The sequence below is a fragment of the Flavobacterium sp. ALD4 genome (assembly GCF_002836475.1).
GTDB lineage: Bacteria > Bacteroidota > Bacteroidia > Flavobacteriales > Flavobacteriaceae > Flavobacterium.
In genome coordinates this window covers 170,261-188,733 of record NZ_PJBJ01000022.1, presented here as the reverse complement: position 1 = coordinate 188,733, position 18,473 = coordinate 170,261, and the positions used below count along the sequence as shown (strand labels likewise).

The 18,473-nt window shown below is 34.5% G+C and carries 16 protein-coding genes; 9 read left to right on the top strand and 7 right to left on the bottom strand.

Annotation, left to right across the window (positions count from 1 at the left end):
• Positions 1–12: 12 nt before the first annotated feature.
• The 4 genes from CXF59_RS15635 to CXF59_RS00965 form a co-directional block, all read right to left on the bottom strand.
• Positions 13–453: a hypothetical protein gene (locus tag CXF59_RS15635; RefSeq protein ID WP_369828519.1), complete on the bottom strand. Its 441-nt coding sequence runs from the start codon at positions 451–453 to the stop codon at positions 13–15.
• A 7-nt stretch (positions 454–460) separates the two neighbouring features.
• A complete protein-coding gene (locus CXF59_RS15165) occupies positions 461–613 on the bottom strand; it encodes a hypothetical protein (protein WP_157824489.1) in 153 nt (50 codons plus the stop codon).
• A gap of 168 nt (positions 614–781) precedes the next feature.
• On the bottom strand, positions 782–2,362 hold the full coding sequence (locus tag CXF59_RS00970; protein WP_101135854.1) for an NADP-dependent glyceraldehyde-3-phosphate dehydrogenase: 1,581 nt from the start codon (positions 2,360–2,362) through the stop codon (positions 782–784).
• Between the two features lie 63 nt (positions 2,363–2,425).
• The gene (locus CXF59_RS00965; RefSeq protein ID WP_101135853.1) at positions 2,426–2,737 is read right to left on the bottom strand and encodes a rhodanese-like domain-containing protein; all 312 of its coding nucleotides are present in this window, start codon (positions 2,735–2,737) and stop codon (positions 2,426–2,428) included.
• Between the two features lie 297 nt (positions 2,738–3,034).
• Between CXF59_RS00965 and CXF59_RS00960 the strand changes: the two genes are divergently transcribed.
• The 9 genes from CXF59_RS00960 (at position 3,035) to trxA (ending at position 9,482) form a co-directional block, all read left to right on the top strand.
• Entirely contained in the window at positions 3,035–3,661 is a 627-nt protein-coding gene (locus CXF59_RS00960; RefSeq protein ID WP_101135852.1) for a Crp/Fnr family transcriptional regulator, read from the top strand.
• A gap of 72 nt (positions 3,662–3,733) precedes the next feature.
• A complete protein-coding gene (locus CXF59_RS00955; RefSeq protein ID WP_101135851.1) occupies positions 3,734–4,522 on the top strand; it encodes a sulfite exporter TauE/SafE family protein in 789 nt (262 codons plus the stop codon).
• 930 nt (positions 4,523–5,452) lie between these two features.
• Positions 5,453–5,662: a hypothetical protein gene (locus CXF59_RS15050; RefSeq protein ID WP_198554609.1), complete on the top strand. Its 210-nt coding sequence runs from the start codon at positions 5,453–5,455 to the stop codon at positions 5,660–5,662.
• Positions 5,663–6,120: 458 nt separating this feature from the next.
• Positions 6,121–7,533, top strand: a complete 1,413-nt coding sequence (locus CXF59_RS00945) for a rhodanese-like domain-containing protein (RefSeq protein WP_101135850.1) — start codon at positions 6,121–6,123, stop codon at positions 7,531–7,533.
• Positions 7,534–7,629: 96 nt separating this feature from the next.
• Positions 7,630–7,833: a DUF2892 domain-containing protein gene (locus tag CXF59_RS00940; RefSeq protein ID WP_101135849.1), complete on the top strand. Its 204-nt coding sequence runs from the start codon at positions 7,630–7,632 to the stop codon at positions 7,831–7,833.
• 19 nt (positions 7,834–7,852) lie between these two features.
• Positions 7,853–8,152, top strand: a complete 300-nt coding sequence (locus CXF59_RS00935) for a DUF202 domain-containing protein (RefSeq protein WP_101135848.1) — start codon at positions 7,853–7,855, stop codon at positions 8,150–8,152.
• Positions 8,145–8,981, top strand: a complete 837-nt coding sequence (locus tag CXF59_RS00930; RefSeq protein WP_101135847.1) for a methyltransferase domain-containing protein — start codon at positions 8,145–8,147, stop codon at positions 8,979–8,981. Before CXF59_RS00935 ends, CXF59_RS00930 begins: the two co-directional genes overlap by 8 nt.
• Positions 8,978–9,184: a hypothetical protein gene (locus tag CXF59_RS00925; RefSeq protein ID WP_101135846.1), complete on the top strand. Its 207-nt coding sequence runs from the start codon at positions 8,978–8,980 to the stop codon at positions 9,182–9,184. The genes CXF59_RS00930 and CXF59_RS00925 overlap by 4 nt, the downstream gene beginning before the upstream one ends.
• A complete protein-coding gene (trxA, locus tag CXF59_RS00920) occupies positions 9,177–9,482 on the top strand; it encodes a thioredoxin (RefSeq protein WP_101135845.1) in 306 nt (101 codons plus the stop codon). The genes CXF59_RS00925 and trxA overlap by 8 nt, the downstream gene beginning before the upstream one ends.
• A 1,028-nt stretch (positions 9,483–10,510) precedes the next feature.
• On the opposite strand, the gene CXF59_RS00900 is transcribed toward trxA, so the two are convergent.
• From CXF59_RS00900 to CXF59_RS00890, 3 genes are all read right to left on the bottom strand, one after another.
• Positions 10,511–12,658 (bottom strand): PAS domain-containing hybrid sensor histidine kinase/response regulator, encoded by a 2,148-nt coding sequence (locus CXF59_RS00900; RefSeq protein ID WP_101135842.1) that lies wholly within the window; start codon positions 12,656–12,658, stop codon positions 10,511–10,513.
• A 76-nt stretch (positions 12,659–12,734) separates the two neighbouring features.
• On the bottom strand, positions 12,735–16,070 hold the full coding sequence (locus CXF59_RS00895) for a chemotaxis protein CheB (RefSeq protein ID WP_101135841.1): 3,336 nt from the start codon (positions 16,068–16,070) through the stop codon (positions 12,735–12,737).
• 605 nt (positions 16,071–16,675) lie between these two features.
• Positions 16,676–18,409 (bottom strand): response regulator, encoded by a 1,734-nt coding sequence (locus CXF59_RS00890; protein WP_101135840.1) that lies wholly within the window; start codon positions 18,407–18,409, stop codon positions 16,676–16,678.
• Positions 18,410–18,473 lie beyond the last annotated feature (64 nt).

Genomic DNA, 18,473 nt, shown 5'->3' with positions numbered 1-18,473 from the left:
CGCTCCTGACAGTTAGGATGACATCGAAATTATAGGCTGATCTTCTTCGGCAGATTTATCATTTATATATCGATTTACTCTAAATTGCTTGTAAAAATTATCTGCCGCATCTTTACCATGCTCTGCAATTCCTATCAGATATTCTAATGTTGTTGCCCACCCCTCATCCATAAATGCATAACGGGTTTCATTAATTCCCATATAAAAAGGAAAATAGTTATGAGCGATCTCATGATCTTGTACTAATTGTGCAAAAACGGGATCTCCCATTTGAGAATCGTTTACCATCATTGGATATTCCATATCAGCAAAACCCTGAAAGGCAGTCATTTTAGAATAAGGATAAGGAATTCCCGGCCAATTATTAGAAAACCAAGCCAAAGCGTAATTATTGTTTTTTACCGAGTTAATAAAATCAGTTCCTTTTACATCATAAGCCGCTTGAGTACTCACACGACGATTAGTCTTGTTGTTTTCCGTCTTTTGAACGACTACCGTTTGAATAGGCTTCTTTTATATTTCGTGGAGTATAGAGTTCTTGAGCAAAACTATTTTGCGCAAAAAATACCACTGGCAACAGTACTACTATAATTATTTTTTTCTCATGATTCAATTTTTGAAATAAAGTGGATACTAATTTAGGATTAGTATCAATGAACTAATTATTATAACAATTAATTATCTGGCAATAAAAAAACAGAATAAAAAGCTTTAGAAGTTGACTCCAAAAAAAACCGCCTAATTTTTTAAGATTAGGCGGTTTCAATTTTAATACTGTTGTTTACAAAATATAATCGGTCGTAATGAAATTAGACTGATCACTGTCCAATAAAGCTTGTAAAATTTCATTGTTATAGTCATTGTCTTTTGATGCAACAAAAGTTCTTATTGAGAACGAACGCAACGCATCATGAATACTCAAGGTTCCCACTGCTGAATCTTTTCGTCCTGTGAAAGGGTAAATATCCGGACCTCTCTGGCAAGAACTGTTCAGATTTACGCGACATACTAGATTTACTAAGGTATCGATAAGCGGCGCGATAGTTTTAATATCTTTTCCGAACAAACTTACTTGCTGACCGTAATTCGACTCAGCCATATCATTTAAAGGCTCTTGTATGTCTTTAAAAGTCAATATAGGCACTACTGGTCCAAACTGCTCTTCATGATACACACGCATCTCCTTGTTGACTGGGTATAAAACCGCAGGGAAGATATAATTAGGTGTATGCTCCCCTCCTTTTGCATTAATCACTTTAGCTCCTTTGTCGATAGCGTCGTCAATTAACTCTTGAATATAAGCCGGTTTTTCTTTCTCCGGTAATGGAGTCAATGTAACTGCTTTATCCCATGGGTTTCCAAAAACAAGTGCATCCACTTTATCAGCAAAACGTTTGTTGAATTCTTCAGCAATACTTTCATGAACGTATAATATCTTTAAAGCGGTACAACGTTGTCCATTGAAGGACAAACTTCCAGCAATACATTCTTGAATGGCTAAATCCAAATCGGCATCCGGCAAAATTATCGCAGGATTTTTGGCTTCCAAGCCTAAAATCAAACGCAATCTGTTTTTATTCGGGTGTTGGTCTTGCAAAGCAATAGCTGATGTACTGTTTCCAATCAAAGCCAAAACTGCTACTTTTCCTGATTTCATAATAGGGGCGGCCACTTCTCTACCACGACCATAAACAATATTGATAACACCCGCTGGAAAACTGCTTTTAAAAGCTTCCAATAATGGCGAAATTAATAAAACTCCATGTTTTGCCGGTTTGAACACTACCGTATTTCCCATAATTAAAGCGGGAATTAGCAGTGCAAATGTTTCATTTAAAGGATAATTGTACGGTCCAAGACACAGCACAACACCAAGCGGTCCACGGCGTACCATAGCATTTATCCCTTGAGTTTTAGTAAAACGGGCACTGTTACGGTCTAGTTTTTTGTAATCTTCGATGGTATCATAGATATACTCAACAGTTCGGTCAAATTCTTTTTGGGAATCTGATAATGACTTCCCTATTTCCCACATTAAATACTTCACCACCTCGTCACGAGTTGATTCCATTTGAGTAACAAAACGGCTCATACATTTGATGCGATCTTTAACTCTCATAGTCGGCCATACGCCCTGACCATTATTAAACGCCACATCTGCAGCATCAACTGCTTCTAGTCCTTCTTTCTCTCCCATAAATGGAATAGAACCTAATATTGTTGGTTCGTATTTTTCAGTAGATGAAATTGTTGAGAATACTGCCGATGTTTGGCCCTCCCATTTTTTCAACTCCCCATTCACTAAATAAGTATCTTGATTTAATAATGTCTTAATCTGAAATTCTTCCGGTATTGCGTTCATGTTGGTTGTTTTTGATATTATATTTTATAAGGTATGGCAAAAGATTTTAATATCTTTAGGGTATTAGGGCGATACGATTTCTCCATCCCAGGCTAAAATCCCTCCCGTTAAATTAAAGGCGTTTTCAATTCCTAATTCATTCATTACTTCGCAGGCTTTGGCGCTTCTAGCACCTGAACGACAATAGACGTAATAGTTTTTACTCTTGTCCAAACCTTCAATTTCAGAAACAAAAACTGGTCCTAAATGGATATCAATATTTATGGCATTGGAGATTATTCCGTCATTGTATTCATCCTCAGTACGTACGTCTAGGATTACTGCATTGGTATCTACTTCAAGGTGAGAAGCCCAATCTTCTTGTGTTAAATTCATAATGCTGTTTTTTGTAAATTTACGATGTTTTTTGGTAACAATAAAACTGTGATTTTAGAATTAAATAATAAATCAGTGAAAACGTTTTCGAGACTATTTAATAATCAGTCAATTATATATTTCCCTATTAATCATTAAAAATAGTCCACTAAATCGATAGGAAAATTGCCAATTATTCATAGTTCATCACTTAAGAAATAATACAACCAACTACTACATCTGTTCCCCTAACTTAATCAATAATTAATGTACTTTTACATTAATGCGAAAAAAAGCTAACCCAAACCAAAACTCAAAATGCAAGATTCTCTAAAAAAAACATTCCCTACTTTTTCCAATGAGTTGATTGATGATATTCAAAATAACGCATCAATTCAATCCTTTAAAGCCGGAGATGTAATCATGCGAACAGGTCAGTATATCAATAATACGATGTTAATCACTAAAGGTCAAATTAAGGTTTTTAGAGAAGGGGAAAATGGCGGGGAGTTTTTAATGTATTATTTGCAACCGGGACAAGCTTGTGCAGTTTCTATGATATGTGCAACTAAAAGTCAAACCAGCCAGATAATGGCTAAAGCTGTGGATGATGTGGAATTAATCATGGTTCCGCTTTCTTTGATGGAGAAATGGATGATGGAACACCGCACTTGGTCTGAATTTGTGATTTTCACATATCGAATCCGATTTGAAGAATTACTCGAAGTATTGGACAATATTGCGTTTAGAGCAATGGACGAGCGTTTAGAGTTTTATTTGAAACGCCATGCGGATGCAGCCGGTAGTAAAGATTTAAAATTATCACATCAAGAAATCGCGACAGAATTAAATACCTCCAGAGAAGTGATTTCACGATTACTTAAAAAAATGGAACAGCGCGAGTTAGTAAAATTGCATCGCAATCACATTGAACTTTTGACCTAAAAAAAAACCTATGTGACAATTGTTACTGTTTGTGAAATAAATAGAAACAACCTTTGTAAGAAAAATTAACAGATGGAATATATTGGTTATTTAGCTTCAATTATTATCGGTCTTTCTTTGGGCCTAATAGGCGGCGGCGGATCGATACTGGCCGTTCCTATTTTAGTTTATCTTTTTAAAATACACCCAGAACAAGCGACTAGTTATTCCTTATTCATAGTCGGGTTTACCTCTATGATAGGTTCATTTAGTCATTATAAATTAGGTAATTTAAAAATCAAATCTGCACTGTTTTTTGCAGTTCCCTCTATTTTATCCTTACTTTTTGTCAGAAAAATTATTCTGCCGCTACTTCCTGACATTCTTTTTTCAGTTAATGATTTTGATATTACTAAGAATATATTAATCATGGTCGTGTTTGCTTTTCTTATGATTGCAACATCCTTTTCTATGATTCGAAAATCAAAGAAAATCAAAGAAGCAAAAGAAATTAATTTTCTGATACTTGCTATCATTGGACTTTTTGTTGGTTTGATAATAGGGTTTTTAGGAGCTGGTGGAGGTTTTCTAATTATTCCTGCTTTATTATTTTTTGCTAATTTACCTATGAAGCAAGCCGTAGGAACTTCACTATTCATCATATTTATAAACTCTTTAATCGGGTTTGGCGGTGATTTACTGGGAGGGGTCGAACTGAATTACAGATTGTTGTTCATCATTTCGGCCATGGCTCTCGTTGGATTAGTTATAGGAACACAATTGTCCAATAAAATTGACGGAGCAAAATTGAAACCTGCTTTTGGCTGGTTTGTATTGGTAATGGGTATCTATATTATTGTCACAGAACTTTTCTTTAAATAAAATACTATGTGACATATACCAATGAACAACAATGCTTAACGCCGTGTTATTACATTAACTTTAATACTTATCAATCATACAAGAACACTTTCAAATACTGATTGTTGGCGGCGATATTGTAGGACTATCTGTTACTTCTCAACTACTCCGTAAAAAAAGCGACCTAAAAATAGGAGTCATAGAAACTTAAGAGAAGTATTATTATCAACTCACCTGGACATTAGGGGGTGCCGGCATCTATAATATTAATAAAACACGAAGAAAAGAAAAAGATTATATTCCAAAAGACAGTACTTGGGTTACTGAATTCGTACCTAATGAAAATAAAGCAATCGGGAAAGAGATCAGTTATCAGTTATCAGTATCTAATTGTAAGCCCAAGTATCCAATTAGACTAGGACAAAATTAAAGGCCTTAAAGAAACCTTAGGTAAAAACAATGTGAACAGTAATTACTTCTTTGAATTTACACCCAAAACATGAGAATTCATCGAGAACTTTAAAAGGGGAACTGCGTTCTTTACCAATACTTCAACGTCAATAAAATATGCTCGTGCTCCCCAAAAAAATAATGTATTTAGCCGATGATTATTGGCAAAAACAAGACATACAGGACAAATGTGGTGTTCATTATATATCTAGGGGAGCCGTTATCTTTGGCGTACCCGTATATGCCAAAACACTTAAATAAGTACTACAAAAATATAAAATACATACTCATTTTGACACTAACGGGGTATCAAAAATAGTTGAATACGAAACTAAAGATATCGATGAAACGATAAAACAAAGCCTATCCACAATTGACACTTCTTGCTACGTAATTGCTGCTAATGATCATAAAGCCGAAACAAAAACAGTTTCAATGTAATTTGATCTCTGTCATATAGCACCTCCGTAATCAGCACCTGATTTTATTAAAAAAAGTACGTTGGCCGATCCCAATAGTGCTCTAGGGTCCGTGGAAGTTAATAAATTCACTTTGCAATATTCCTGTTTCCCTAATGTTTTTGCCTTAGGGAATTGCATCAACGTACTTGCCAGTAAAACTGGAGCGACAATACGAACACAGGCTCACGTGGTGGTTGCTAATCTTCTATCTGTAGTAGAAGGCAAAAAAAAAAGCGACAGAAAAATATGATGGCTATAGCGCTTGCCCTATTCTCCCAGAATATGAGAAACTACCGCTAACTGAATTTGATTATGACAACAAACCAAAAATAACGTATCCATTCGACCCGGCAAAACCACGCTAGACCATATGGACACTAAAAACCACGATGTTAACTCGGTTGTATTGGAATAAAATAGTGGAAGCAACAGCGTAATACAATTCCCTTATCCATCGAAGAAAAACCCTTTCAACCGGAATTGAAAGGCACTTTTTACTTCAAGAACAAAAACCACCCTCAAATAAGGGGAGACAAGTCAGAAAATGAACTGTTTGATCTAATGATATTTATCATAGTTTATGACATGCATCGTTAATAACTTATTTATGAACGATTTACATTAATAAAATTATATTATGTAACATTAGTCACTGTGAAATAGAAATACAAGAATTACCTTTGTATTAGAATATTAAAAAATATAATCATGCAAATAGAACAAATATATACAGGCTGTTTAGCACAAGGTGCTTATTATATAACTTCTAATGGTGAAGCGGCTATTATTGATCCTCTTCGCGAAGTACAACCTTATCTGGATAGATTAGAACGCGATAATGTGAAGCTTAAATATATTTTTGAAACGCATTTTCACGCTGATTTTGTTTCGGGACACCTTGATTTAAGTAAGGCGACTGGAGCACCAATTGTTTATGGCAAAAATGCAAATCCCGAATTTGAGGCAGTCATTGCAACTGACGATCAAGAATTTTCTCTTGGAGACATCAAAATAAAAGCGTTACACACCCCTGGGCATACCATGGAGAGCACCACTTATTTATTAATAGATAAAGACGGTAAAGAAACTTCAATTTTTTCTGGAGACACTTTGTTTATCGGTGATGTGGGAAGACCTGATTTGGCTCAAAAAGCAGCTTCCATGACGCAGGAAGAATTAGCAGGAATATTGTTTCATTCGCTAAGAGACAAAATCATGACTTTACCTGATGATGTTATTGTATATCCCGCTCATGGTGCCGGTAGTGCTTGTGGTAAAAACATGAGTAAAGAAACAGTTTCAACCATTGGTAAACAGAAGGAAACCAATTATGCTTTGAGAGCAGATATGACTGAGAGTGAATTTATCAAAGAAGTAACAGATGGATTATTGCCTCCCCCAGCCTATTTTGGAATGAATGTGGCTATGAACAAAAAGGGGTATGAAAGTTTTGAGACTGTTTTAAACAACGGAATGAGAGCAATTGATGCGAAAGACTTTGAAGCTATCGTTGAAGAAACGGGAGCGTTAATCTTAGACACCCGCAAAAATGGCGAATTCGCAGAAGGAATTATTCCACAATCCATAAACATAGGGATTGATGGTGACTTTGCTCCTTGGGTAGGCGCTTTAATTGGTGACGTAAAACAACCTATTGTTCTCGTTACAGAAATTGGTCAGGAAGAAGAGTCGGTAACACGTTTAAGTCGTGTGGGATTTGACAACTTAATCGGTCATTTAGACGGAGGTTTCGAAGCTTGGAAAAAAGCAGGAAAAGAAATTGACACAATCAACAGAATCACGGCAGAAGAGTTTGCCAAAGAAGTAAAAATTGGAGAAAGCAAAGTCATCGACATCCGTAAAGACAGTGAGTATAGCGCAGAACATGTTGAAGATGCCTTTAGCAAGCCTTTGGCAAGTATAAATGACTGGATTAAAGATATCGATCCTAAAGAACCCTTTTTTCTGCATTGTGCAGGTGGATACCGTAGCATGATTGCTGCTTCTATATTACAGGCCCGTGGCTTTAGAAATTTCAAAGAAATTGAAGGTGGATTTAATGCTATCGCCAAAACTGAATTGCCTAAAACCGATTTTATGTGTCAAAGTAAAATTTTGTAACAAACTTTTTATAGAATAAATTTATATTCAAATTACTGATTTTAAGCAAATTATAATTAAATTTACTATTAATCGTACTCATTTAAATTTTATATTATGAAAAAAAATATGGGTCAAGCCGATAAAATTTTTCGAGGTATACTAGCTGCTGTTATAGCTATATTGTATTTCACCAATGTTATTAGTGGTATCGTTGCCGTAGTTTTAGGTGCTCTCGCAGTCATATTTTTGATTACAAGCTTTGTTAGCTTTTGCCCCTTATATGCTCCTTTTGGTATTAGTACTCGTGAAAAGAAATAAGAAAGCCAGATCATAAATAATGAAAAAAACAGTCAATAAAGACTTAATCTTAAGAGAACGTCTTGCATTACAAAGAACCATTTTAGCAAATCAAACTACAGTTTTAGCCTTTATTCGTACAGCGATGTATTTTTTTGTTGCGGGTTTGAGTACCAGAAATCTATTGAAGATTGAAAATAGTATCGTAATAGAAGCTTCTTTTTATACGATTGCCTTTATTATTTTAGTTCTGGGCATCGTGAATTTCTTCAAGCAGCGAAAGATGATTACTGAAAATGAAAAACAAATTGGAGATTATAAATTAGATTATTATGAATGATGAATCATGTTGTGTTGTATCCTATGAAAATACCTTAGATCAAAACTACTGGGACGCACAGTACAAAGCAAATGCTACAGGTTGGGATTTAGGCCTAGTATCTCCCCCAATTAAAGCCTATATAGATACTCTAAAAGATAAAAACATCGCTATTTTAATTCCGGGTTGCGGGAACAACTATGAAGCGGCTTATCTTCTAGAGCAAGGATTTACCAATGTTACAGTAATCGATATTGCTCCGACATTAGTGAAAATTATTGAGCAAAAATTCCTTACCAATACCTGTATAAAGGTGCTGTTGGGAAATTTTTTTAGCCATAAAGGCGAATATGATTTGATTATTGAACAAACTTTTTTCTGTGCTTTACCACCGGTAATACGTCAAAAATATGTCTGGAAAATGCACGAGCTTTTAGCAAAAAACGGAACGCTTTCTGGTTTGTTATTCAATAGAACATTTGAGTCAAGTCCCCCTTTTGGCGGAAGTCAAGAAGAATACGAAATGCATTTTAAAAATGCATTTGACTTTATTAAATTAGAAAATAGTACTAATTCCATAGCTCCAAGAAGCAATTCCGAATTGTTTTTTGAATTTAAAAAAAACAGTCTTGCTAAAGTCAATCTTTACCGGTTTGAAGGAATTACTTGCAGTGGCTGCATGAATACCGTAACTGAAAAATTTGCAGCCATTAACGAAGTACTCAACGTAAGCATGAATGGAGATTTCACGGAAATTCTGATTGTCAGTACTACAGAAATCCCATTAGAAGAACTACAAAAAATAGTTTCTTATGATGACAACTATAAAATTAAAAAAATAACGCAATGAAACGATTACTATTAACAAACTGGCATGCCATGCGTTGGATTCGGCTAGTAATTGGACTGTTTTTAATACAACAAGCGGTACAATATCAACAGTTAATATTCGGTTTTATGGCCGCTTTTTTTCTATTCCAAGCGATTTTTAATACCGGATGCGGTCTAAATGGATGCGAGGTATCAACTTTTAAAAAAAATAAAAATGAATAGTAGTTTTGATAATATTATAAAATCAGAGAAACCAGTACTGATCGATTTTTTTGCTACTTGGTGCGGACCTTGCAAAGTGCTTGGACCCATTTTAAAAGAGGTGAAAGAAAATTTAGGAGACTGGATTTCTATTATAAAAATCGACGTGGATAAAAACCAACAAATAGCATCCAAGTATCAGGTGCGCGGTGTTCCCACGATGATTCTTTTTCAAGAAGGAAAACAATTATGGCGAGAATCGGGTGTTTTAGACAAAAATGCCATCATTAAAGTCATATTAGATAAAAGCCATAAATAACAAAAAAAGCTACCATCATTACTGGAGCAGGCATAATAATAGGCGCGATTGAAGAGTATTTATACTACCACTATGTAGCTACGCCTCAGGCAATTGTGCAATCACATCCAAACGACTTAATTCCACTTTAAATGGGAAACTGATGGGCGGTCTAGTTTTCAACATGATCGTAAAAAAAGAAAAAAAGTAATTCCGGTTGCCTTTTATTTATATAGTTGTTAACCAAACGGTTAAACTACAAAATTAACACGCTATGACTACTGAATAAAAAATATTTAATGCAGCCAGAACTGTGTCTCAAATAAAGGGATTCGCGGGAGCACGTATCCAGGAAATTGTGCTTGAAGCGGGCATAAACAAGGTAATGCTGCATTATTGTTTTAAAAAAAGCTTCTTTTTGAGGCAGTGTTTATGAATGCATTCGGCCAGTTGGCAATCCAAATCAATGCCATTTTTAATTCTGATAATACGATTTTGAAAAAATAACAAAGTTCACCCACAATTACATCGCATTCGTAATCGAAAATCCGTATTTGCCGCCATTTATAATTCAGGAAATGAACAACAATCCTGAATTTGTTATGAAGTTTTTAAACCATGAAAGCAGACCTAATCCCAGCTCGTTAATCGGCCAAATTGAAAAGGAGATAGAATCTGGGATAATAAAACTCATGAATGCAAAGCAACTTTTAATGGACATCTTCTCGCTAACTATTTTCCCATTTGCAGCGCTGATTTTTTAAAGTGATTTTTATTATAATGAGTGGATTCTTTATACTTATTGATAGCGTGCCGAACAAGGCAAAGCAACTGAGCCTGTCCAACACTATACGCTATTTTGTGGAAATAATTCGAATGGTAATGCTTAAAGTAGCCAGCATCTCAGACATTTCAAGACCGTTTTTTATAATTACCCTTTATGCTTTTATTATAAATGGATCTGCCGTTTTGAGTTATAAAAAAACGAATTAAAAATTTTAAGAATAACGTTTCCTGTGGTATGCTTTTATCTGAATTAAAAATCAAAATCAATTCTTTACCCACTTATGTAGTACGGTCTCTAAATCCGTTATATTTATGGGTTTAGAAATATAATCATTCATCCCGCTTTTTAAACACTTTTCTTTTTCCTCAATCAAAATTCCTGCCGTCAATGCTATTATAGGTGTAGCGCCAGAACGACCTAACTTTCTAATTGCAATAGTTGCTTCAAAGCCATTTTTATTAGGCATTTGGATATCCATTAAAATAATATCCAACTTCTGTTTCTTATACAACTTGATAGCTTCTTTACCATCTGTCGCTTCAAAAATGATACAATTTGGCATTATTTTCTCTACCATTTTTTTTGCCAACAGCATATTAATTCTGTTGTCCTCCACAATTAATATTCTCGTATTGTCTAGGTATTCTTTTTTAAGCTCCGTCTTATTATCCTTGTAGTGAAGAAATGGAACTATAGTATCTTCTCTCCTTTCTGACTTCTTAAAATCGATTAAAAAATGAAAATCACTCCCTTTTCCATATTTACTGTTCAGAAGTAATTTACTGTTCATTAACTCTAACAACTGATTGGAAATTGCCAAACCTAAACCTGTTCCACCAAATTTTCGAGTAGTAGAAAGATCTTCTTGCACAAAAGAATGAAATATTTTCTCCTGATTTTGCTTCTTTATCCCCATACCAGTATCCTTTACTGAAAATTTTATAGTGGAAACGGTATCATTATCGGAGGCGATTTCCTTAATGATTAACTGTATAGATCCTTCCTCTGTGAACTTTAAAGCATTCGCTATCAAGTTGACAATAATCTGTTTTAGTCGTACTGCGTCAGCAAAGATAAATTGAGATACATCACTATCTATGGTTAAGAGTAAATCTATATTTTTTAGTTTGGCCTGATGCTTGAAAAGAGCAATGACTTGGCTTGTAAGTCCAAAAAGGTCAATTTCTTCAATATTCAATTCTAATTTTCCTGATTCAATCTTAGAAAAATCTAATACATCATTGATGATTTCCATCAATATAATAGCCGATTCATTTACTATGTTAACATATTCAAATTGATCAGCATCTAGATCTGTTTTTGTCAATAAATCAGTAAACCCAATTATTCCGTTCAGTGGGGTCCTAATCTCATGACTCATGTTAGTCAGGAAATTAGATTTAGCTTTGTTTGCTTTTTCTGCAAAATATTTGGCCTTGATTACCTCTTTCTGCATCAGTTTCATCTCTGTAATATCGATAAAGCTAATCACTATCTCTGTTAGCTCTCCATTAGAATCGATTACGGGAAAGCCATTTACCAACAGGAACTCGACGGCTTTAGAATGCAACTTTTTGACACCAACAATAAAATTTTTAAGTGGCTTTTTATTCGCTAAAATCTGATTAAATGGGTATTCATGAGCGGGTAAAGGTAAATAGCATTCATTCAAAAATTTCCAATCGGGATCCATTATCTGTTTTTCTCTAATTTGATCTTCACTTAAGCCAAGCAATTCAGAGGCTTTAGGATTACTCAGTACGATAGAGGAATCTGGTGCATGAACAACGATACCTTCAACCAAGTTATTCAAAAGATCACTGTACTTTTCCTTACTATTCCACAAGGCAGCTTCAGCTTCCTTACGTTCTGTGATATCAATTAATGTTATATTACATAGCGAAGGATCTGTTGCGACAACACCGGATAAGTAACCGAAAAAAGATTTCTGATCGTTAGTTATGAAGTTTACTTCACATAATTCTGTAACATTATTTTTAAATATTTTTGTTAAAAAATCATTAAATATATTTTTTGTAGCATCAGAAATGAAAAAACCAAATTGACTATTTAATATACTTGAACGCATTTTACCTAGCATATGGGCCCCAGTGAGATTAGCTTCAGTAATCGTACCATCCTGGGACAGCGTAAAATACCCAGAAGGTGCATAATCGTATAATTTAGTGTATTTTTCGATTGCCTGTTCCGCTTGCTCTTTTGCTAAGAACAATTCTTCATTCTGAATTTCAAGCTCCATCTGATGGACTTCTAATTCATGAATGAGCTTCAAAGTATTTGCCTCACTAGGTTTCCCGTCAAATCTCAATTCATTTTTATTTTTTTGTAGTTCTTCAAACTTTAGCCTAAGAAGTGCGGTAACTTTTGAACTGTTTTCAGCATTCTCCATACATACTAACTATTTTAAATGCTGTCGCATTAATAAAGATTTATTTTATAATGATCCTATATCCTATTCGAGACGTTTATTTCGAATGTGCGTTAGTAAAGTTACGAATAAAACATTGTATTACTACATGACTATCAAGTACATATGTATTTAACACAAAGTCAACATTGATTTCTTGTCCGTTGGCTGTTTCAATTTGGACGTTTTCATAATTAACAGATTTTTCCTGTTTTAATTCTTTAAACGCATCCTTATTCGTTATTATATTATTTAAAAAATTGAGGTCCCAAATTGGTTTTTTTATAAGCTCCGCTTTTGGATAGCCCAATAGTTGTATCAAAAATGGATTTATATCCGTTATTTTCCCCGTCATGGCATCAATAAAAAAGATTCCCTCATTTACTGATTCAAAAAGGTGATGATAGCGCATGTCAGCAAAAGTTAATGCTTCTTCGATTCGTTTACGGTCTGTAATATCTCGAATGATACATTGAATTACTTTTTTATTATTCATCAAGTACATCGTACTTACAAATTCTACTTTAATCTCTCTTCCATCAGCTGTTTGAAGTGGTAAATTGGCATAACGGACAAATTCCTTTTTCTTTAACTCCGAGAACTTTTCTTTATTAGCCACTATATCTTGAAGGGAGCCTATTTCCCAAATTGCTTTTTCAACAAATTGCTCATAAGAATAGCCTAACATTTCAATTAAAAATGGATTAACATCAATAATATTACCTGTTTCTGCATTGAGTATAAGAATACCATCTTTAGCCGATTCAAACAGTCGTCGGTACCTATTTTCCTTTAGTAATGTTTCTTCTGCTTTTTTTGAAACAGTTATGTCTGTAAATGTAATAACAAGGCCGTCAATGCGATCATCGAGGGTTCGATAGGGCATGATCCTGACGTTGTACCACCTGTCATCCTTTGTACTTATCGTATTTTGAATAGGAGTTAAGTTTTTAATTACGTTTCGTGCATCCCCCCCCATATCAGGATAATTCAAATCATTTACTAGGTCCGTAAAAGGCCTACCGGCATCGCCAGATCTGACTTTAAATATTTTCATTACAGGATCAGTAAACCTGCGTATGTTTAACTCTTTGTCTAGAAAAAGTGTTGCGATTTCAGTACTGTTAAGCAAATTTTTCATATCGTTATTTGCTTGCTCAAAGTCACTCAACTTATTTTGAAGTTCTGCGTTTACGGTCTGTAACTCTTCATTTAAGCTTTGCATCTCTTCTTTTGAAGTCGTCAATTCCTCATTTGTTGATTGCAATTCTTCGTTTGTTGATTGTAATTCTTCATTGATTGACTTTAGCTCTTCCTGCGAGGCTTGCATTTGTTCGCGTGAGTTCAGCAAATCTTCTTTTGATTGCTGCAATTCAGACTCAAGTTCTTTCTGTCTACCTGACAACGATAATTTGCTATTTTTCTGTTGCGATAAATGTGATAGTACGATCTCTCGTTCCTCCTTAAAAACGATCAGGACCATACCCTTTAACTGATCAGGACTTTCAATCTGTTTAATTGTTATCGTCGCATAGTTAAAATCTCCGTTATTATTTCGAATTTTAATGTTTCTCAGCTCAACTGGCTCACTACTGCGCAGTGCTCTTTGAAAGGCGTTAGGCAGTTCATTGCTCAAGCCATCTCGCGCCATTGCGTGGATATTCCAATTTGCTTTACCGGCAACAGGTTCTAGATATTTACCAGTTCTTCCTGTAATGTATATAATATCTCCTTTGTCATTTACGAGTACACTGGCTGGCGCAAATTGTTGAAGTACTATCTGATCTGCTAGATTTTGAATATTTTCGACCACTTTAGGAGTATTAATTATTTCTTTATTTTTTGTTTTACTTCTTGAAAAAGAACTTGGAAAATCTGTTAATTCTGATGATAAAGAGATATTCGTACGCTTATAAAACTTTAATTTAGTATCTAAAACCTCAAACCCTTCATTATTATGAGATATGGCTTCAGCAGAGCCTAGTATCATGATGCCTCCTGGGAGAAGGCTATAGTTAAATAATTCAATTAGCTTCTTTTGTAAAGGCGCTTCCATATAGATCAACATATTACGACACATCACTATATTTAGCTTAGTAAAAGGAGGGTCTTTAATGACATTATGGGGTGCGAAAATAAGCATTTCTCTTATACTTGAATTCACGCGATAACCACCAGCTTCGATATTGAAAAACTTACTGATTCTTTCCGGTGAAACATCTACAACAATATTAGAGGTGAAGAAACCTCGGCGCGCTTTTTCTATAGCATCAATATCTAGATCTGTAGCAAAAATTTGTAACGTCAAATTTCTATGTTTACCGGTACTTTCTAGAACTTCCTTGAAAGCAATGGCAAGCGAGTATGCCTCTTCTCCTGTTGAGCAGGCGGCAATCCATGCCCTTAATACATAACCGTCGGGTAAACCTTTAACAAGGTCAGGAAGAATAGTACTTTTTAGTTTATCCCATATGCCTGCGTCACGGAAAAAACTAGTTACCCCTATTAATAACTCTTTGAAAAGTAACTTAATTTCATTAGGATTCTCTTGTAAAAAACGAACATAATCTTGCGTACTATCTAATTGATGGACTCCCTTACGCCTTTCAATGCGACGCATTAAAGTCGTTTTTTTATAGAGTAAAAAATCATGACCAGTCTCTTCTCGAAGTAAGATGATAATTTTTTCGAGACTAGTTCTGTTTTTGCTATCTATACTTGATTCATTTTCTATTACTACTGTGTGTTCAAAAAGTGCAATCAATTTAGCGGGTAATTCTTCTACCGGCGCTACAACATCAACTAAAATGGCTTCAGTGGCATGCAGTGGCATCGAATCAAATTTTGCTGTAGCAGGATCCTGAACCAAAACAAATCCACGCTGTTCTTTAATGGCTTTAATTCCTAGACTCCCATCAGACCCCATTCCTGAGAGAATAATCCCAGCACTTTTATTTAACTTATCAAGCGCTAAGGAACGAAAGAATATATCGATCGGTAATCGCAACCACCTGTTTTGAATGGGGGCAAACAGATGCAGTACACCATTTAGTATTGTCAAACTTTTATTTGGAGGAATAACATAAATATGATTAGGCTTTACCTTGAGACGATCCGTTACCTGCAAGACCTTTATCAAAGTAGTACGTTGCAATAGCTCCGGTAAAATTCCAACATGACTAGGATCGAGATGTTGAATAACGACGAATGCCATACCGGGATTTTTCGGCATATTTTTAAAAAAAACTTCCATTGCCTCCAGTCCTCCTGCAGAAGCTCCTATGCCAACAATAGGGAAGTCACTGCTCCCATCTTTAGCAACAGTGTTCTTTGTGGTTGTTTTAGAAAAGGTATCTTCTTCCAGTAAAACTTGTTTGTTCTCTCTCTTTTTCATTATGATATTGCACTATTATAAATCAATCCCAATGTTTAAAATAAAGCATCAGGCTAATTTATGATAAATGTAATTTATTATTTCTAAACGTCTATTATTACTTTCTGTAAACAGTTACTTTTAGAATTAATACCGATTGTATATTAAATATAGTCCAATTGCATTGTACTATTTTCATATTATGCCGAAAAATCTCCACAGGCTATCGGCATATTACCAGAACGCTCCCGATAACTATCGGGAGGAATAAAACATATATTCGTTTGGTATAATTTAACTAAAGATAAATACTGAAACATCCAATTGGTATTCGAAAAAAAATCAACCGATTATTATGAATTCACAAAGTTTACAGATCCCCCCATCTGCATGGCGAGTTAAAATGTTCCGAGGGTAGTCATATCCAATTTTCATGGGCTTTGCATTACTGGAAAAAAGCTGTCAGCTTGGAATTAAAGAATCCTAATTCTATTATTTTTGACCACTTACAAATGCATCCAACTCTAATTAAATAAAGAAATATTTTTAATTAGAAATATTTTTTTTTCAACAAAAACCTATTCTGAGACGCTATTTCTTCAGATTCAAAATACTAAAAACAACCTCTATTTAGTTAACCATTTCAATAATACTTTTTCCAAATCTGATACCGTAATCGGTTTTTGGAGATAGTCGTTCATTCCTGACTCAAAACATTTCTCTTTTTCGTCAATCATTATTCCGGCTGTTATAGCAACAATTGGAATTTCTACTTCCGTAGACAATAAGCGAATCTCTCTCGTTGCTTCATGCCCATTTTTGTTGGGCAACTGAATATCCATCAATACGATATCTGGCTTTTCCTTTTTGAAATGAAATACAGCTTCATTACCATCACCCGCTTCAAAAATAATAGCGTTTGGTAATATTTTTTTCACAAACGTTCTTACTAAGAACATATTGATTTGATTGTCCTCCACTATTAAAACCTTCTTTTTAGAAAGTATTTTAAAAGGAATAATGCGCTTACTAATGATTGAATTGAATGTATAATCAATATTTTGCTTCAAATTTACCCTCTTGAAAGAAATCGCAAAAAAGAAATCGCTTCCTTCACCAACTTTACTTTTTAGTTGCAATTTGCTATCCATTAACGTCAAAAGTTTGTTTGCGATGGACAGTCCTAAACTAGTGTCTCCAAATCGACGACTTGTAGTATTGTCCTTTTCAATAAAAGACTTAAATGTTTTTTTATTAGCACGCTCTTTTATATTGATACCCGTATACTTCAAAGAGAAATTAATCATACAGGAGTCTTTACTAAAAGAGGGTGTTTCAGAAATATCCAGACTGATTTTCCCTGTATTACCAAACTTTAAAGCATTGCTTAATAGGTTTACCAATATTTGTTTTAACCTGCGAGCATCCGCTTGAATGTAGTGTGAAACATTGTAATCAATATTAAGTACTAAGTCTATCTTCTTGGTTGTCGCTTGCCATTTAAACAAATCTATAACCTGCTTAGTCAACTCACAAATATCTGTTTTTGTGATTTCCAGTTCCAATTTACCGGCTTCAATTTTAGAAAAGTCCAAAACATCATTTACGATATGCATTAATATCATTGCTGATTCGTTAACCGTTGACATGTATTCCAGATGATGTTCTTCTAGATTTGATTTAACTAACAAGTCGGTGAACCCAATTATTCCATTTAATGGCGTTCTAATTTCATGGCTCATATTGGCAAGGAAATCAGCTTTAGCAATGTTGGCGGCTTCTGCCTCTTCTTTTGCTTTAATCAATTCAATCTCCATCAACTTTCGATCGGTAATTTCAATTACGGAGATATGACAATACTCCGTAATTTCATCTACAATACCCGTAATGTAAACATAAGTAGTTTCATCTTCGTTATTTATAAGGGAGACTTCACAAGATTCTTTTTTCGAATATTCAAAAATCTTCTCCAAAAAAAGATTGAAAATTGGCTTTGTGTCATCTGAAACAAAAAAGCCGAACCTACTATTTATTAATTTAAATCGGTTTTTTCCCAACAACTCGGCGCCAGCCCGATTGATGCCGATTACATCACCCTCTCTATTAAGGGTAAAATAACCCGAAGGTAAAAAATCGTATAATTCAGTGTTTTTTTTAGTGGCACTATCAGATTGGCCTTTGGCCAATGAAAGTTCTTCATTCTGCATTTCTAATTCAATCTGATGAACTTCTAATTCATGAACAAGCCTAATTATTTCATTCTCAGATAAGTCTAAAGCTGATTTTTTATTCCTCTGTTGGGCTTCTGCCTTTTGACGAAGACTTAATACTTCTTCTATTTTGTCTCTATCATTTTTCATAAACTTAAACTTTATTTTGACCTAATTTAAACAAAAATTATCATTATTTATAAAAAAAATCCTA

What these genes read in the sequence shown, in the direction of transcription:
- CXF59_RS00890 (WP_101135840.1), bottom strand. Translation starts at nt 18,409, where the DNA reads ATGAAAAATGATAGAGACAAAATAGAAGAAGTATTAAGTCTTCGTCAA.
- CXF59_RS00945 (WP_101135850.1), top strand. Translation starts at nt 6,121, where the DNA reads ATGCAAATAGAACAAATATATACAGGCTGTTTAGCACAAGGTGCTTAT.
- CXF59_RS00955 (WP_101135851.1), top strand. Translation starts at nt 3,734, where the DNA reads ATGGAATATATTGGTTATTTAGCTTCAATTATTATCGGTCTTTCTTTG.
- CXF59_RS00960 (WP_101135852.1), top strand. Translation starts at nt 3,035, where the DNA reads ATGCAAGATTCTCTAAAAAAAACATTCCCTACTTTTTCCAATGAGTTG.
- CXF59_RS00925 (WP_101135846.1), top strand. Translation starts at nt 8,978, where the DNA reads ATGAAACGATTACTATTAACAAACTGGCATGCCATGCGTTGGATTCGG.
- CXF59_RS00895 (WP_101135841.1), bottom strand. Translation starts at nt 16,070, where the DNA reads ATGAAAAAGAGAGAGAACAAACAAGTTTTACTGGAAGAAGATACCTTT.
- CXF59_RS00930 (WP_101135847.1), top strand. Translation starts at nt 8,145, where the DNA reads ATGAATGATGAATCATGTTGTGTTGTATCCTATGAAAATACCTTAGAT.
- CXF59_RS00940 (WP_101135849.1), top strand. Translation starts at nt 7,630, where the DNA reads ATGAAAAAAAATATGGGTCAAGCCGATAAAATTTTTCGAGGTATACTA.
- CXF59_RS00970 (WP_101135854.1), bottom strand. Translation starts at nt 2,362, where the DNA reads ATGAACGCAATACCGGAAGAATTTCAGATTAAGACATTATTAAATCAA.
- trxA (WP_101135845.1), top strand. Translation starts at nt 9,177, where the DNA reads ATGAATAGTAGTTTTGATAATATTATAAAATCAGAGAAACCAGTACTG.
- CXF59_RS00900 (WP_101135842.1), bottom strand. Translation starts at nt 12,658, where the DNA reads ATGGAGAATGCTGAAAACAGTTCAAAAGTTACCGCACTTCTTAGGCTA.
- CXF59_RS00965 (WP_101135853.1), bottom strand. Translation starts at nt 2,737, where the DNA reads ATGAATTTAACACAAGAAGATTGGGCTTCTCACCTTGAAGTAGATACC.
- CXF59_RS00935 (WP_101135848.1), top strand. Translation starts at nt 7,853, where the DNA reads ATGAAAAAAACAGTCAATAAAGACTTAATCTTAAGAGAACGTCTTGCA.